Genomic DNA, 13,946 nt, shown 5'->3' with positions numbered 1-13,946 from the left:
GCGGCTATCGTCGGCGCATGCCTTCGGCGCCCCAGGGACCCTCGACGCTCGTTCCGAGCGCCGCTCCCGCGCGCCGACGCCGTCTGGGCGAGCGCCGACTCTAGGCGACCCCGCACGCCGTCCTGTCATGGACCGTCGCGAGTGGGCGTCGCCGTCTCCGGCCCTCAGCCCCAGACTCTAAGGTGGAATCCATGACATATTCGGTCGCCGTCTCCGGCGCATCCGGCTATGCGGGCGGCGAGATCCTGCGGATCCTCGCCGCGCATCCCGACGTCGAGATCCGCACCGTGACCGCGCACTCCAACGCGGGACAGCCGCTCATCCAGCATCAGCCCCACCTGCGCTCGCTCGCGCACCTGACCCTCGCCGAGACCTCGCCCGAGGTCCTCGCCGGCCACGACATCGTCTTCCTGGCGTTGCCGCACGGCCAGTCCGGGCAGTACACCGACGCCCTCGGCGACACCGCGCTGGTCATCGACGCGGGCGCCGATCATCGCCTCGAGTCGGTCGCCGACTGGGATCGCTTCTACGGCGGCGACTTCCACGACCCCTGGGTCTACGGCGTTCCCGAGCTTCCGGTGGCGGGTTCGAAGCAGCGCGAGCGGCTGGTCGGAGCATCCCGCATCGCGGCACCCGGCTGCAACGCCTCCACCGTGAGCCTGAGCCTCGCGCCAGGCGTGGCTGCGGGTGTCATCGATCCGTCCGACATCGTGACGGTGCTCGCCGTCGGTCCTTCGGGTGCCGGGAAGAGCCTCAAGACGAACCTGCTCGCCGCCGAGATCCTGGGATCCGCGAACCCCTACGCGGTGGGCGGCTCGCACCGGCACATCCCCGAGATCCGCCAGGCGCTCGCCGCGGCGCGCACTGCGGGTGCCGCTCCCGCCACGACCGCCGACGAAGGAATCCGCATCTCGTTCACCCCGGTCCTGGTGCCGATGTCGCGGGGGATCTTGGCGACGTCGACGGCGCCGATCGCGCCGGGCGCGACGGACGACGAGATCCGCGCCGCGTGGGAGTTCGCGTACGGCGACGAGACATTCGTGCAGCTGCTGCCGGCGGGCCACTTCCCGCGCACCGCCGACGTCCTGGGTGCGAACACCGCGCTGATGGGCCTCGCCATCGACCGCGCCGCGAACCGCGTGACGGTCGTCGCGGCGGTCGACAACCTCGTCAAGGGCACGGCCGGAGCCGCCGTGCAGTCCATGAACATCGCGCTGGGGCTCGCCGAGGGCACCGCGCTGACCGTGAACGGAGTCGCGCCGTGAGTGTCACCGCGCCCCAGGGTTTCGAGGCGGCAGGCGTCGCCGTCGGCCTCAAGTCGACCGGCAAGCCCGATGTCGCGGTCGTCGTCAACCGCGGCCCGCTGAAGGTCGGGGCCGCGGTGTTCACGAGCAACCGGGCGAAGGCGAACCCGATCCTGTGGTCGCAGGAGGTCATCCGCGACGGCGCGGTCGAGGCGATCGTCCTCAACTCCGGCGGGGCGAACTGCTTCACGGGGTCATTCGGCTTCCAGACGACGCATCAGACGGCCGAGAAGGCCGCCGAGCTGCTCGACGTGAGCGCCGGTGACATCCTGGTGTGCTCCACGGGGCTCATCGGCACCGGCGACGAGGTGTTCCGCGCGAAGGTGCTCGCCGGCACCGAGCAGGGCATCGCCGAGCTCTCCGCCGACGGCGGGGAGGCAGCATCCCTCGCGATCATGACCACGGATTCGAAGCCCAAGCGCTCGGCCCGCACCGGCGACGGCTGGTCGATCGGCGGCATGGCGAAGGGCGCCGGGATGCTGGCACCCGGCCTCGCGACGATGCTCGTCGTGATCACGACCGACGCGGTGCTCGACGCGGCGCAGGCGGACGCCGCGCTGCGCGCGGCTACCGGACGCACCTTCGACCGGCTCGACTCGGACGGCTGCATGTCGACGAACGACCAGGTGACCCTCATGGTGAGCGGGGCATCGGGAGAGACTCCCGATCCCGAGGCGTTCGCCGCGGCGCTTGCCGAGGTCTGCCAGGACCTCGCCCAGCAGCTGCAGGGCGACGCCGAGGGGGCGAGCCACGACATCACGATCGAGGTCATCAACGCGGCCTCCGAAGACGAGGCCGTCGAGGTGGGGCGCTCGGTCGCGCGCAACAACCTGTTCAAGGCGGCGATCTTCGGCAACGACCCGAACTGGGGGCGCGTGCTGGCGGCGATCGGCACGACCGAGGCCGCGTTCGACCCGTACGACGTCGACGTGTGGATGAACGGCGTGCGCGTGTGCAGCGCCGGCGGCCCCGACGCGCCGCGCGACGCGGTCGACCTCACGCCGCGTGCGACCCATCTCGTGATCGACCTCAAGGTCGGCGCGGCGACGGCGACGATCCTCACCAACGACCTCACCCACGACTACGTCCACGAGAACAGCGCCTACTCCTCATGACCGACCTGCAAGAGACCGATCCCGGCGAAGCCAGCGCCCGGGCGGTGACCCTCATCGAGTCGATGCCGTGGCTCAAGCGCTTCCGCGACCAGATCGTCGTCGTGAAGTACGGCGGCAACGCGATGGTGAGCGAGGAGCTGCAGGATGCCTTCGCCGCCGACATCGCCTACCTCCGCTACGTCGGGGTCAAGCCCGTCGTGGTGCACGGCGGCGGCCCGCAGATTTCGTCGATGCTCGACCGCCTCGCGATCCCGAGCGAGTTCAAGGGCGGCTACCGCGTCACCTCGACCGAGGCGATCTCGGTCGTGCGGATGGTGCTCACCGGTCAGATCAACCCGCAGCTGGTGTCGAAGATCAACGCGCACGGCCCGGTCGCGACCGGGCTCAGCGGTGAGGATGCCGGCCTCTTCGGCGGCCGCCGCCGCGGGGTCGTCATCGAGGGCGTCGAGCACGACCTCGGTCGCGTCGGCGACGTCGTCGAGGTCGATCCGCAGCCGGTGCTCGATCAGATCGAGGCGGGACGCATCCCCGTCGTCTCGAGCATCGCCCCCGACCTCGACCACCCGGGACACTCGCTGAACGTGAACGCGGATGCCGCAGCATCCGCTCTCGCCGTCGCGCTCGGTGCGGCGAAGCTCGTGGTGCTCACCGACGTCGCGGGGCTCTATGCCGACTGGCCCAACCGCGACTCGCTCGTGTCGCACCTGACCTCGACGGAGCTGAAGGCGATGCTGCCGACGCTCGAGTCGGGCATGATCCCGAAGATGGCGGCGTGCCTGGAGGCCGTCGAGGGCGGCGTCGAGACCGCGGCCATCATCGACGGGCGGGTGCCGCACTCGGTGCTCGTGGAGATCTTCACCAGCAAGGGAATCGGAACAGAGGTGGTGCTCGGATGACGTGGCAGGACGATGCGGGGCGCGACCTCGTGAAGAGCTTCGGTGCTCGCATGCAGATGTTCGTGCGGGGCGAGGGCTCGTACTTGTGGGACGCCGACGGCAAGCGCTACCTCGACTTCCTCGCGGGGATCGCGGTCGACTCGCTCGGCCACGCACACCCGGTGTTCGTCGATGCGATCGCCACGCAGGCCGCGACGCTGGCGCACGTCTCGAACTACTTCGCGACCCCGCCGCAGCTCGCTCTGGCCGCAACCCTGAAGCGCCTCGCCGGCACCGGCGACGAGGGCCGCGTGTACTTCGGCAACTCCGGCGCCGAGGCGAACGAGGCGGCGTTCAAGCTCGCCCGCCTCCATGGCGGCACCGAGCGCCCGCGCATCCTCGCGCTCACCGACGCGTTCCACGGCCGCACGATGGGCACGCTCGCCCTCACCGGCAAGCCGTACATGCAGGAGCCCTTCCTGCCGATGACGCCGGGCGTCGAGTTCATCGACTCGACTGTCGAGGCGCTCGAGGCAGCGATCGACGACCGCGTGGCCGCCCTGTTCGTCGAGCCCGTCAAGGGCGAGGCCGGCGTGATCCCGCTGCCCGAGGGTTACCTCGCTGCGGCGCGCGAGCTCACCGAGCGCCACGGTGCGCTCCTCATCATCGACGAGATCCAGACCGGCGCCGGTCGCACGGGGGAGTGGTTCGCCTTCCAGCACGAGGGCATCACCCCCGACGCGATCACCGTCGCCAAGGGCATCGGCGGTGGCTTCCCGATCGGCGCGCTCATCACCTTCGGCGCTGCGAGCGAGCTGTTCTACCCCGGCACGCATGGCTCGACCTTCGGCGGCAACGCGCTCGGCACCGCCGTGGCGGGCGCCGTGCTCGGCGAGATCGAGCGGGCGGAGCTCGTGCGCAACGCCGCGGAGCGCGGTGCACAGCTGCGTGCGGCGATCGAGGGAATCGATTCGGACCTGATCGACGGATGCCGCGGCTCGGGCCTCTTGATCGGCATCGGGCTGACGCATCCTCTCTCGAAGGCGCTCGTCGCCGCGGCGCAGGAGCACGGTCTCGTCATCAACGCGCCGAACGACGAGACCATCCGCCTCGTCCCCGCCCTCACGATCGGCGACGTCGAGATCGACGAGTTCATCGAGCTCTTCACCGCGACGCTGCGCACGGTCGAGGACGCGCTCGTGCTCGACACCCCGACGGAGGTTCCCGCATGACTCGCCACCTGCTGCGCGACGACGATCTGACGCAGGCCGAGCAGGACGAGATCCTCGACCTCGCGGTCTCGCTCAAGAAGGACCGGTGGAAGCTCAAGCCCCTCGAGGGTCCGCAGACCGTCGCGGTCATCTTCGACAAGTCGTCGACCCGCACGCGCGTCTCGTTCGCGGTCGGCATCGCCGACCTCGGCGGCTCGCCGCTCATCATCTCGACCGCGAACAGCCAGCTCGGCGGCAAGGAGACTCCGGCCGACACGGCCCGCGTGCTCGAGAGGCAGGTGGCGGCCATCGTGTGGCGCACGTACGCGCAGGCGGGCCTCGAGCAGATGGCCGCGGGCACACGTGTGCCGGTCGTGAATGCGTTGAGCGACGACTTCCACCCGTGCCAGCTGCTCGCCGACCTGCTCACCATCAAGGAGCACAAGGGCGACCTGGCCGGGCTCACCCTCTCGTTCTTCGGCGACGGCAAGTCGAACATGGCCCACTCGTACGTGCTCGCCGGCGTGACCGCCGGCATGCATGTGCGCGTCGCGTCCCCCGAGGCGTACGCCCCGCGCGATGACGTGATCGCCGACGCCGACCGCCGCGCGGCCGAGACCGGCGGCTCGGTCACCCTCTACACCGACGCCAACGAGGCGGCGGCCGGTGCCGACGTCATCGTCACCGACACGTGGGTGTCCATGGGCAAGGAGGAGGAGAAGCTCGAGCGCCTCCGCGACCTCGGCGGGTACAAGGTGACCCAGGAGCTCATGGGGCTCGCGAAGGACGACGCGATCTTCATCCACTGCCTGCCCGCCGACCGCGGCTACGAGGTCGACGCCGAGGTGATCGACGGTCCGCAGAGCGTCGTGTGGGACGAGGCCGAGAACCGGCTCCACGCCCAGAAGGCACTGCTCGTCTGGCTCCTCCGCCAGGACTGAGAGCGCCTGGGCGGTGAGCGGGCGAGAGCTGAGTGACACCGAGCGCCCCGCGCCGCGCGCCGACGGCTGGCTCGCCACGCGCTGGGAGCGTCTGAACGGTCCCGCGCGCATCGGCGGGGTCGATCTCGCGCGCGGTCTCGCGGTGCTCGGAATGTTCGCCGCGCACCTGCTCTGGATCACCGAGCCCTTCGACGTGCTCGAGCCCGATACCTGGATCGCCGTCGTCTCGGGCCGGTCGTCGATCCTGTTCGCGACGCTCGCGGGTGTGTCGATCGGCCTCGTCACCGGAGCGGGGGCGCCGCTCACGGGCGATGCGATGAGCACCGCGCGCGGGCGGCTCGCCGTGCGGGCAGGACTGCTCTGGGTGCTCGGCATCCTGCTCATCGCCACCGGTGTGCCCGTGTTCGTGATCCTTCCGGCCTATGCGCTCATGTTCCTGCTGGCGCTGCCGCTGACGTCCCTGCCGGCCCGTGTGCTGCTGCCGCTCGCCGCGGGGCTGGCACTGGTCCTGCCGTTCGTCCAGATCGTCCTCGACGCGCTCCCGTTCTGGAGTTCCCCGATCGGCGGCCCGGTGTCGCTCGGACTCGGGTGGCACTACCCGTTCACGACCTGGATCGTGTTCGTCGTGGCCGGCCTCGGCGTCGCGCGTGCCGGCGTGACTCGGCTGCGGGTGCAGGTGTGGCTCGTCCTCACCGGAACTCTGCTCGCCGCGCTCGGCTATGGGCTCGGTGCGGCGACCGGTGCAGACCCCGAGGCCGAAGCGGCGACGTATCTCGGAGCGCTCTGGACCGTCCGCCCGCACTCCACCGGACTGCTCGAGGTGATCGGCTCCGGCGGCTTCGCGCTCGCCGTCCTCGGGGTATGTCTGCTCGCATGCCGCACGTTCCTCGTGTGGGTGGTGCTGCCGTTGCGGGCCGTAGGGGCGATGCCGCTGACCGCGTACACGCTGCAACTCCTGGTGTGGGCCGCCGTCGCCGCCGCGGTGCTCGACCGGGTGGGCGACCTCATCGGCTTCCGCGCGCTGCTGCCCTTCTGGCCGCTCGCCATCGGCACGATCGTTCTGTGCACGGCATGGGCGCTCCTCGTGGGGCGGGGCCCGCTCGAGACGCTGCTCGATTCGGCCTCGCGCTTCGCCGTGCCCGCCGGTCGGTTTCCCCGCTGACGCGACACCTGCGGGCGGTTTCGCCGCTGTGTCGTTCGGTGCGCCGGTCGCGGCGTCACGGGCCGACTGGGTGCCCGGGGTTGGGGCAGGCGGGGCGGGTCGAGTGGGCCGCTGTGGTCGTTCCGCGCGCCGGTTGCGGCGTCACGGGCCGACTCGGCGTCCGGGGTCTGGGCTGGCGGGGCAGGCGGGGCGGGTCGGGTTGGCCGCTGTGGTCGTTCCGCGCGCCGGTTGCGGCGTCACGGGCCGACTCGAGGGGGCGGCGAGTTCGGGGCGTGATCAGCCGCGCCAGCCGGCGCGGGCGAGTGCGGTGCGCACGCGGGAGACCGCCGCCGCGGGGGTGGGCTTCATCTGCGCCGACGTGATCCGGAGCACCTCCCACCCCTCAGCGGCGCACGCCGCGTGTTTGAGGATGTCCCGCTCCCATTGCGCGGCGTCCCTGCGATGGTGATCGCCCTCGTACTCGATCAGCACCCGGTACTTCGCGTACGCGAGTTCCGTGTAGCCGATCGGCGTGCCGTCCGAGGCGATCACGTCCACATCGAGCTCGGGTTCGGGGAGTCCCGCTCGGATGAGCGCGAGCCGCAGCTCGGTCTCCCGCGCCGATGAACTCCCGACCCGGATCTGCGACAACGCATCCCGTAGCTTGGCGGCCCCCCGCCGCGGCTGAGCGGCGACCGATTCGAGGTCGGCGATGCTCGCATGCGCATCCGAAGGGCGGCCGCGCCGCATGCCTCTCGCGCGGGGAACACGGACGATGGCGTCTCCCACGGCGATGAGCTCGTCCACCGTGAGCAGCTCGGCGAGGTGTGCCCAGGTTGTCGCGGCATCCGTCACCCGGAAGCCGTCGCGCTCGGTCACGGCCGTCACTCCCGCGCGGAACTGCCGCGCTCGCACTCCGGTCGCCTTCGAGGACCGGTGCGGATGAAACACGCCTGCATCGACGGGACGAGGCCGCGAACGCTCCACACCCGTGACACTCGTGGTCGCAGCATCCGTTCGTGGCGTCGATGCCGCCGCCCGCAGAACATGGCGAGGGAGAGGGAACTTCCAGATCACGGCTGCGGTGACGGACCAGAGGAAGGCGTGGGACGGAGCGATCGACTGGTACGCGCGCGCCCGGCTCACTATGGCAGCCCGAAGCAGCCTCGCCTCCCGTGCAGCAGTGCCCTCGTCAGGCACCCAGGGCTCTGGCTCGGGCATCCGGGCTCGTGCGCCGCGAAAAGGCTTGTCGAGATCATCGTTCCGAAGCCGTCGCGACGACAGCCCCGCCGCCCTCGCCGCCGCGACGGAGAAGCTGTCACCCAGCGACGAGGGCAGGGGGCGGGGCTTGCGCGGCATGTCGTCATCGTCCCTGGCGTGGCGTGCCGCAAGGCGCGGGCAGAACGTATCTCTGGACAGCGAGCCCGTCTGGTCTTGTGTGGAGGAGCAGACGACGGCTGCTCGACGGCCGTTGTGGTCGCTGTGGGCGGCCGATGCGGCGCGGAGGGCCGACTCGGTGCCGCTCGAATTGCGACGGACACGGATGCCACCCCTCGGTCGGCGACGATGACACACCGGCGGGCGGGTGGGTGGCGCGTCGGTAGGCTGGTCGGGTGAGTGAATCGAAGGGCGACGGCGGGACCAACGAGGGCGCACTGTGGGGGGCCCGCTTCGCGTCGGGGCCGTCCCCGGCGCTCGCCGAGCTGAGCCGATCGACCCACTTCGACTGGGATCTCGCACTGTACGACATCGCCGGCTCCCACGCCCACGCGAAGGCGCTGGCCGCGGCCGGGTACCTCACGGCTGACGAAGAGCAGTCCATGCACGAGGGCCTCGATGAGCTCGCACGGGGCGTGACCGACGGGACGCTTCGGCCCGCGGCATCCGATGAAGATGTCCACGGTGCTCTCGAGCAGGCGCTGATCGGCGTCGTCGGCGCCGAGCTCGGCGGAAAGCTGCGCGCCGGTCGCAGCCGCAACGACCAGATCGCGACGCTCGTGCGGATGTACCTGCTCGACCACTCGCGCACGATCGCGCGCGAGATCCTCCGCCTCGTCGACGCACTCGTTGCCCAGGCCGACGCCCACCCCGAGGCGATCATGCCGGGCCGCACCCACTTGCAGCACGCACAGCCCGTGCTCCTCGCACACCACTTGCAGGCGCACGCATGGCCGCTGGTGCGTGACCTGGAGCGCCTGCGCGACTGGTCGGCGCGCGCGGCGGTGTCGCCCTACGGCGGCGGAGCGCTCGCCGGCTCGACGCTCGGGCTCGACCCGCAGCTCGTGGCGCGTGAGCTCGGACTCGATCGTCCAGCGGAGAACTCCCTCGACGGCACGTCCTCGCGCGACGTGGTCGCCGAGTTCGCCTTCGTCACGGCCATGATCGGCATCGATGTCTCGCGCTTCGCGGAGGAGATCATCCTCTGGAACACGCGCGAGTTCGGCTTCGTGACCCTCGACGACGGCTACTCGACCGGCTCGAGCATCATGCCGCAGAAGAAGAACCCCGATATCGCCGAGCTCGCGCGCGGCAAGGCGGGCCGCCTCATCGGCAACCTCAGCGGACTGCTCGCGACCCTCAAGGCCCTCCCGCTCGCGTACAACCGCGACCTGCAGGAGGACAAGGAGCCGGTGTTCGACTCCGTCCGCACCCTCGAGACGGTGCTGCCCGCGTTCGCCGGCATGGTCGCGACCATGCGCTTCCACACCGACCGCATGGCGGCGCTCGCTCCGCAGGGTTTCTCGCTCGCGACCGACGTCGCCGAGTGGCTCGTGAAGCGGGGCGTCCCGTTCCGCGACGCTCACGAGATCTCGGGGCACCTGGTCCGTGTGTGCGAGGAGAACGGCCTCGAGCTGCACGAGGTCTCCGACGCTCAGCTCGCCGGCGTTTCCGAGCACCTCACGCCCGAGGTCCGCGAGGTGCTGAGCGTGGAGGGCTCCGTCGCGAGCCGCACCGGCGTCGGCGGCACGGCCCCCGTGCGGGTCGCCGAGCAGCGGGCCGAACTGGTCCAGCGCGTGCAGGACACCGCGCACGCCCTCGGACTCTGAACCTCAGCGGCGAAAGCTCCTCGCGATCACCAGATGGCGAGTCGCACCAAGGCCGCGACGACGCACGCCCACACGAGGCTCGAGAGCGTGCCGATGATGAAGCGCTCGCGCGCCTCGGCGGTCGCGAGCTCTGAGAACCGGCCGATGCCCTTGAGCGCCACGACCACGGCGATCGCCTCGGGGAATCCGGCGATGATCCCGAGCGTCACTGCGACCCGCTCGAGGTAGCCGATCGTGGTGCCGCCGCGCATCACCTCGCGGACGGCGCCCTCGCCGGCGACGGCTCCCGGCAGCGACGGCGCGCGCAGGAGGATGCCGCCGTTGTCGCCCTCCTCGACGCGCCCGTGGCTCGCGATCTCGAGGATGCGCCGCGTGATCGGGTTGCCGCCGAGCACTCCGAGGGCGGTGCCGAGCATGGCGATGCCCAGCCCGAGGAGCAGCGGCACGTTGATGGGGGACACCGTCACCGCGAGCAGGCACAGGACGACGAGCACGCCCGCGACCACCAGCGGGATGGTCGAGGGCTTCCGGAGGCTGATCACCACCAGCACGAGTGCGCCGCAGAGCGCGAGGAACAGGAAGATCGTGAGCGCGGCGACGAGGATCACGTCCGGGGAGACCATGGCGTCAGTCTGGCACGGGCCCCGGACTCAGCCGTGCGAGCACGCGGACGAGCGCGGGCACCGCCGCCTCCTCGGTCCGAAGCCCCGCCGACTTCACGCGCAGGCTGACCGCGCCCTCCGAGATGCCGAGGCGCGCGGCGGCTTCGCGCTGCGTGATCTCCTCGGCGAGCAGGTCGTAGATCTCCCACCCCTCGGCAGTGCGCCGGTCGCGCAGCTCGACCAGCAGTCGCACGAGCGCCTCGGCGTCCGCCCCGCCCTCCGGTGCGGTGATCGCGACGCGGGTGGCGGCCTTCTTCGCGCGCTCGACCGCATCGCGCGCGTTGACGAAGGCCTCGCCGCGTGCGGCCCGGACGCTGTCAGGCAGGGGCGATTCCACCTCTCCGGCACCGACCCCGACGCTCCATCGACCCGAGCGGGTCAGGTCGAGCACGATCCCGAGCAGCGCTCCGGCGTCGGCCACCGCGACCTGGATCTCGTCGCCCGCGGTCCGCTCCGGAGCGAGCGCGAGGCCCTGGTGTCCTTTCGCGTGGACGGATGCCAGAGCCGCAGGTACGAGGTCTGCGCTGCTCCGGCTGTCGCGCTGGTCGCTGGTGATCACGAACATGGGCATTCCTTATGCGTGAGAGCTCAAGTGAGGGAAAGTTTAGCTTGAGGACCTCAGTCTCACAAGCCTGTGAGCTAAATATGTTCAAGAATTAGCCCAGAGGCTGAAACACGGAAGTGTGTCCTCCATCAGGCGGGCGGAGCGCCGCGCCGACCGTTCGCGGGCGGGGCGAGGCATCCGTCGCTGATAGCCTGGCGGGCGTGTCTGAAACCGTCGTGAGCGCGACTGCGCCCGCGATCGACCCCACGTTCGAGAACGTGTGGGACGAGATCGTGTGGCGTGGGCTCGTGCATGTGTCCACCGATCAGGAGGCGCTGCGCGCCCTTCTCGCCGGGGACCCGATCACGTATTACTGCGGCTTCGACCCGACCGCGCCGAGTCTGCACCTCGGAAACCTCGTGCAGCTTCTGACGATGCGCCGTCTGCAGCTCGCGGGCCACAAGCCGCTCGGACTCGTCGGCGGCTCGACCGGACTCGTCGGCGATCCGCGCCCGTCCGCCGAGCGCACGCTCAACACGCGCGAGACGGTGGCCGAGTGGGTCGGCTACCTGCGCTCGCAGGTGGAGCGGTTCCTCAGCTTCGAGGGCGACAACGCCGCGCGCATCGTCAACAACCTGGACTGGACCGCGCCGATGAGCGCGATCGACTTCCTGCGCGAGATCGGCAAGCACTACCGCGTCGGCACGATGCTCAAGAAGGACGCCGTCGCGGCGCGCCTGAACTCCGACGCCGGCATCAGCTACACCGAGTTCAGCTACCAGATCCTGCAGGGGATGGACTTCCTCGAGCTCTACCGTCAGTACGGCTGCGTGCTGCAGACCGGCGGCAGCGACCAGTGGGGCAACCTCACAAGTGGCACGGACCTCATCCACCGCGTCGAGGGTGTGTCGGTGCACGCGATCGGCACGCCGCTGATCACCAACAGCGACGGAACGAAGTTCGGCAAGAGCGAGGGCAACGCGATCTGGCTCGACGCCGCGATGTGCAGCCCGTACCGCATGTACCAGTTCTGGCTGAACACCGACGACGCCGATGTGATCCAGCGGCTCAAGATCTTCACGTTCCTGACGCGCGCCGAGATCGAGGACTACGAGCGCCTGGTCGCCGACGAGCCGTTCCGCCGCGCCGCGCAGAAGCGCCTGGCTCTCGAGGTCACGGCTTTCGTGCATGGGACGGATGCTGCGGCCGCCGTCATCGCCGCATCCGAGGCCTTGTTCGGCCAGGGAGACCTCGCCGCGCTCGACGCGATCACGCTGCGTCACGCGCTCGAAGAGCTGCCCAACGCCACCGTCGCCTCGGGGACGAACGTGGTTCAGGCGCTGGTCGACACCGGCCTCGTCTCGAGCCTCTCGGAGGGCCGGCGGGCGATCGCCCAGGGCGGTGTCTCGCTCGACGGCTCCAAGGTCGAGGACGAGTCGGCGACCGTGTCCGGCGCTCTCCCCGGCGGAGTCTCGGTGCTGCGGCGCGGCAAGAAGACGCTCGCGGGCGTGTTCGTCGGCTGACGACGGGTGACGAGCGGCGTGGCTCAGGGGATGGACGGCTGACGGATGCCGTTCACCCCGAGCCACGCCGTCGTCGCGCTGCCGTTCGTGCGCACGCCATTCGTGCCCGCAGCGATCGCGATCGGCGCGATGGCGCCGGATCTGCCGCTGTTCGTCCGCGGACTGCCGCTGCACTACGGCGTCACGCATGCGCTCGGGTGGCTGCCGGCGACGATCGTGCTGGCATTCGGGCTGCTCCTCGTCTGGCGCCTGCTGCTGCGGCCGGCGGTGCGCGAGCTCTCGCCGCGGTGGCTGGCGGCGCGGCTGCCGGGGGAGTGGGATGCCGGCGCCCGCCCAGCCCTCCGCGAGACGCTCGCGATCTCGGGATCACCCGCGCGGGTGTCGTGGAGCGGGATGCTGCTGCTCGTCCTCTCGCTCACGATCGGCGTCGTGAGCCACATCGTGTGGGACCTGTTCACCCACGAGGGTCGGTGGGGGATGACCGCGATCCCCGCACTGGAGTCCGAGTGGGGACCGCTCCCGGGTTACAAGTGGCTGCAGCACGGCTCGAGCGCGATCGGACTGGCGATCCTCGGGATCTGGATGCTGGTGTGGCTGGTACGCCGTGACCCCGAGGCACCCGCTGCGGGTGTGATGCCCTCGTGGGTCCGCCGGGTGTGGTGGGTGTCACTGCCGGTGATGCTGCTGGCGACGTGGGTGTGGGGACTCGCCGTCTTCGGCCCGCTCGACGCGGAGTTCACCGTCGCCCACCTGGGCTATCGCGTGCTTCCGCCGGCCTGCGCGGCGTGGGGCGCGATCACCATCGCGCTGTGCGCTGTTGTGCAGGTACTCCGTCGACGCACCGCGGGAGCGACGAGTCTCGCGTGATTCCGCGGGTGTGGTCGTGCGACACGCCCGGGGCGCGGCTCCGATTCGACGAGCCACCGGGGCGCACGTAAAGTATTACTTGTTCGCCCCACAGGGAAGCGGAGAGGCCGAGAGCCTTACCCCCCTCAAGTGGAGAACAACCCCCCTCCTTCAACGCTCCTTGGAGCGTCCCGCATGCGGGTTCGGGATGGGGTTCCTGCCTCGGAGACCGCGGTCGCCGACAAGCCAGATCATCTGAAGGTCACGGCGTGTCGGTTTGACAGACGGGTCGGGCGGGATAAGATAGTGAAGTTGCCCTGCGGTGATGGCTGTGAAGCTGGAATGCGGGTGCGTCCGATCTTTGAGAACTCAACAGCGTGCACTTGTCAAATGNGGGATAAGATAGTGAAGTTGCCCTGCGGTGATGGCTGTGAAGCTGGAATGCGGGTGCGTCCGATCTTTGAGAACTCAACAGCGTGCACTTGTCAAATGCCAATTTTTTCTCTGTCGACCRTTTTTTGGTTGGTGGGGTCTTTTTTGGATCAATTCATGGATGTCAGTTTGATATTCGTTTTTGGTCATGGTTGAACTCGCTGCCCTTTTTACCGTTTTTCCCGGTGGGGGTGGCAATCATTTTTTATGGAGAGTTTGATCCTGGCTCAGGATGAACGCTGGCGGCGTGCTTAACACATGCAAGTCGAACGGTGAAGCCAAGCTTGCTTGGTGGATCAGTGGCG

General features: G+C 70.0%; 12 protein-coding genes and 1 rRNA gene. 10 read left to right on the top strand and 3 right to left on the bottom strand.

What is annotated here, in order from left to right; all coding sequences use genetic code 11:
• Positions 1–191 precede the first annotated feature (191 nt).
• The 6 genes from argC to ASF40_RS13640 are packed head-to-tail and all read left to right on the top strand — an operon-like array spanning position 192 to position 6,608.
• The gene (gene argC / locus ASF40_RS13665; RefSeq protein ID WP_056370017.1) at positions 192–1,265 is read left to right on the top strand and encodes an N-acetyl-gamma-glutamyl-phosphate reductase; all 1,074 of its coding nucleotides are present in this window, start codon (positions 192–194) and stop codon (positions 1,263–1,265) included.
• Positions 1,262–2,419 (top strand): bifunctional glutamate N-acetyltransferase/amino-acid acetyltransferase ArgJ, encoded by a 1,158-nt coding sequence (argJ, locus tag ASF40_RS13660; protein ID WP_056370015.1) that lies wholly within the window; start codon positions 1,262–1,264, stop codon positions 2,417–2,419. Before argC ends, argJ begins: the two co-directional genes overlap by 4 nt.
• On the top strand, positions 2,416–3,315 hold the full coding sequence (argB, locus tag ASF40_RS13655) for an acetylglutamate kinase (protein WP_056370013.1): 900 nt from the start codon (positions 2,416–2,418) through the stop codon (positions 3,313–3,315). The genes argJ and argB overlap by 4 nt, the downstream gene beginning before the upstream one ends.
• Complete coding sequence (locus tag ASF40_RS13650; protein ID WP_056370011.1) at positions 3,312–4,526, top strand: acetylornithine transaminase; 1,215 nt, start codon at positions 3,312–3,314, stop codon at positions 4,524–4,526. Before argB ends, ASF40_RS13650 begins: the two co-directional genes overlap by 4 nt.
• The gene (argF, locus tag ASF40_RS13645; RefSeq protein WP_056370009.1) at positions 4,523–5,446 is read left to right on the top strand and encodes an ornithine carbamoyltransferase; all 924 of its coding nucleotides are present in this window, start codon (positions 4,523–4,525) and stop codon (positions 5,444–5,446) included. The genes ASF40_RS13650 and argF overlap by 4 nt, the downstream gene beginning before the upstream one ends.
• A gap of 13 nt (positions 5,447–5,459) precedes the next feature.
• Positions 5,460–6,608 (top strand): heparan-alpha-glucosaminide N-acetyltransferase domain-containing protein, encoded by a 1,149-nt coding sequence (locus tag ASF40_RS13640; protein WP_235560242.1) that lies wholly within the window; start codon positions 5,460–5,462, stop codon positions 6,606–6,608.
• Between the two features lie 276 nt (positions 6,609–6,884).
• On the opposite strand, the gene ASF40_RS13635 is transcribed toward ASF40_RS13640, so the two are convergent.
• Positions 6,885–7,502 carry a hypothetical protein gene (locus ASF40_RS13635; RefSeq protein ID WP_157549688.1) on the bottom strand — a complete coding sequence of 206 codons (618 nt, stop codon included), beginning with the start codon at positions 7,500–7,502 and terminating at the stop codon, positions 6,885–6,887.
• Between the two features lie 698 nt (positions 7,503–8,200).
• On the opposite strand from ASF40_RS13635, the gene argH reads away from it, so the two are divergent.
• Positions 8,201–9,634, top strand: a complete 1,434-nt coding sequence (gene argH, locus ASF40_RS13630) for an argininosuccinate lyase (protein WP_056370005.1) — start codon at positions 8,201–8,203, stop codon at positions 9,632–9,634.
• A gap of 26 nt (positions 9,635–9,660) precedes the next feature.
• Here the strand turns inward: argH and ASF40_RS13625 are convergent, their stop codons facing one another.
• Complete coding sequence (locus tag ASF40_RS13625) at positions 9,661–10,257, bottom strand: hypothetical protein (RefSeq protein ID WP_056370002.1); 597 nt, start codon at positions 10,255–10,257, stop codon at positions 9,661–9,663.
• A 4-nt stretch (positions 10,258–10,261) separates the two neighbouring features.
• Positions 10,262–10,861: a hypothetical protein gene (locus tag ASF40_RS13620; RefSeq protein ID WP_056370000.1), complete on the bottom strand. Its 600-nt coding sequence runs from the start codon at positions 10,859–10,861 to the stop codon at positions 10,262–10,264.
• Between the two features lie 200 nt (positions 10,862–11,061).
• Here ASF40_RS13620 and tyrS point away from each other — a divergent pair, with 200 nt between their 5' ends.
• The 3 genes from tyrS to ASF40_RS13605 form a co-directional block, all read left to right on the top strand.
• Positions 11,062–12,363 (top strand): tyrosine--tRNA ligase, encoded by a 1,302-nt coding sequence (gene tyrS / locus ASF40_RS13615; RefSeq protein ID WP_056369998.1) that lies wholly within the window; start codon positions 11,062–11,064, stop codon positions 12,361–12,363.
• A gap of 45 nt (positions 12,364–12,408) precedes the next feature.
• A complete protein-coding gene (locus tag ASF40_RS13610) occupies positions 12,409–13,230 on the top strand; it encodes a DUF4184 family protein (protein WP_056369996.1) in 822 nt (273 codons plus the stop codon).
• A 615-nt stretch (positions 13,231–13,845) separates the two neighbouring features.
• Positions 13,846–13,946: ribosomal RNA gene (locus ASF40_RS13605) — 16S ribosomal RNA — on the top strand; the annotation flags it as partial.

Source organism: Microbacterium sp. Leaf288, from assembly GCF_001422925.1.
GTDB lineage: Bacteria > Actinomycetota > Actinomycetes > Actinomycetales > Microbacteriaceae > Microbacterium.
Note: the sequence above shows the minus strand (reverse complement) of the source record. Positions and strands in the feature narration are given on the sequence as shown.

What these genes read in the sequence shown, in the direction of transcription:
- argC (WP_056370017.1), top strand. Translation starts at nt 192, where the DNA reads ATGACATATTCGGTCGCCGTCTCCGGCGCATCCGGCTATGCGGGCGGC.
- argB (WP_056370013.1), top strand. Translation starts at nt 2,416, where the DNA reads ATGACCGACCTGCAAGAGACCGATCCCGGCGAAGCCAGCGCCCGGGCG.
- ASF40_RS13650 (WP_056370011.1), top strand. Translation starts at nt 3,312, where the DNA reads ATGACGTGGCAGGACGATGCGGGGCGCGACCTCGTGAAGAGCTTCGGT.
- argF (WP_056370009.1), top strand. Translation starts at nt 4,523, where the DNA reads ATGACTCGCCACCTGCTGCGCGACGACGATCTGACGCAGGCCGAGCAG.
- ASF40_RS13625 (WP_056370002.1), bottom strand. Translation starts at nt 10,257, where the DNA reads ATGGTCTCCCCGGACGTGATCCTCGTCGCCGCGCTCACGATCTTCCTG.
- ASF40_RS13620 (WP_056370000.1), bottom strand. Translation starts at nt 10,861, where the DNA reads ATGTTCGTGATCACCAGCGACCAGCGCGACAGCCGGAGCAGCGCAGAC.
- ASF40_RS13610 (WP_056369996.1), top strand. Translation starts at nt 12,409, where the DNA reads ATGCCGTTCACCCCGAGCCACGCCGTCGTCGCGCTGCCGTTCGTGCGC.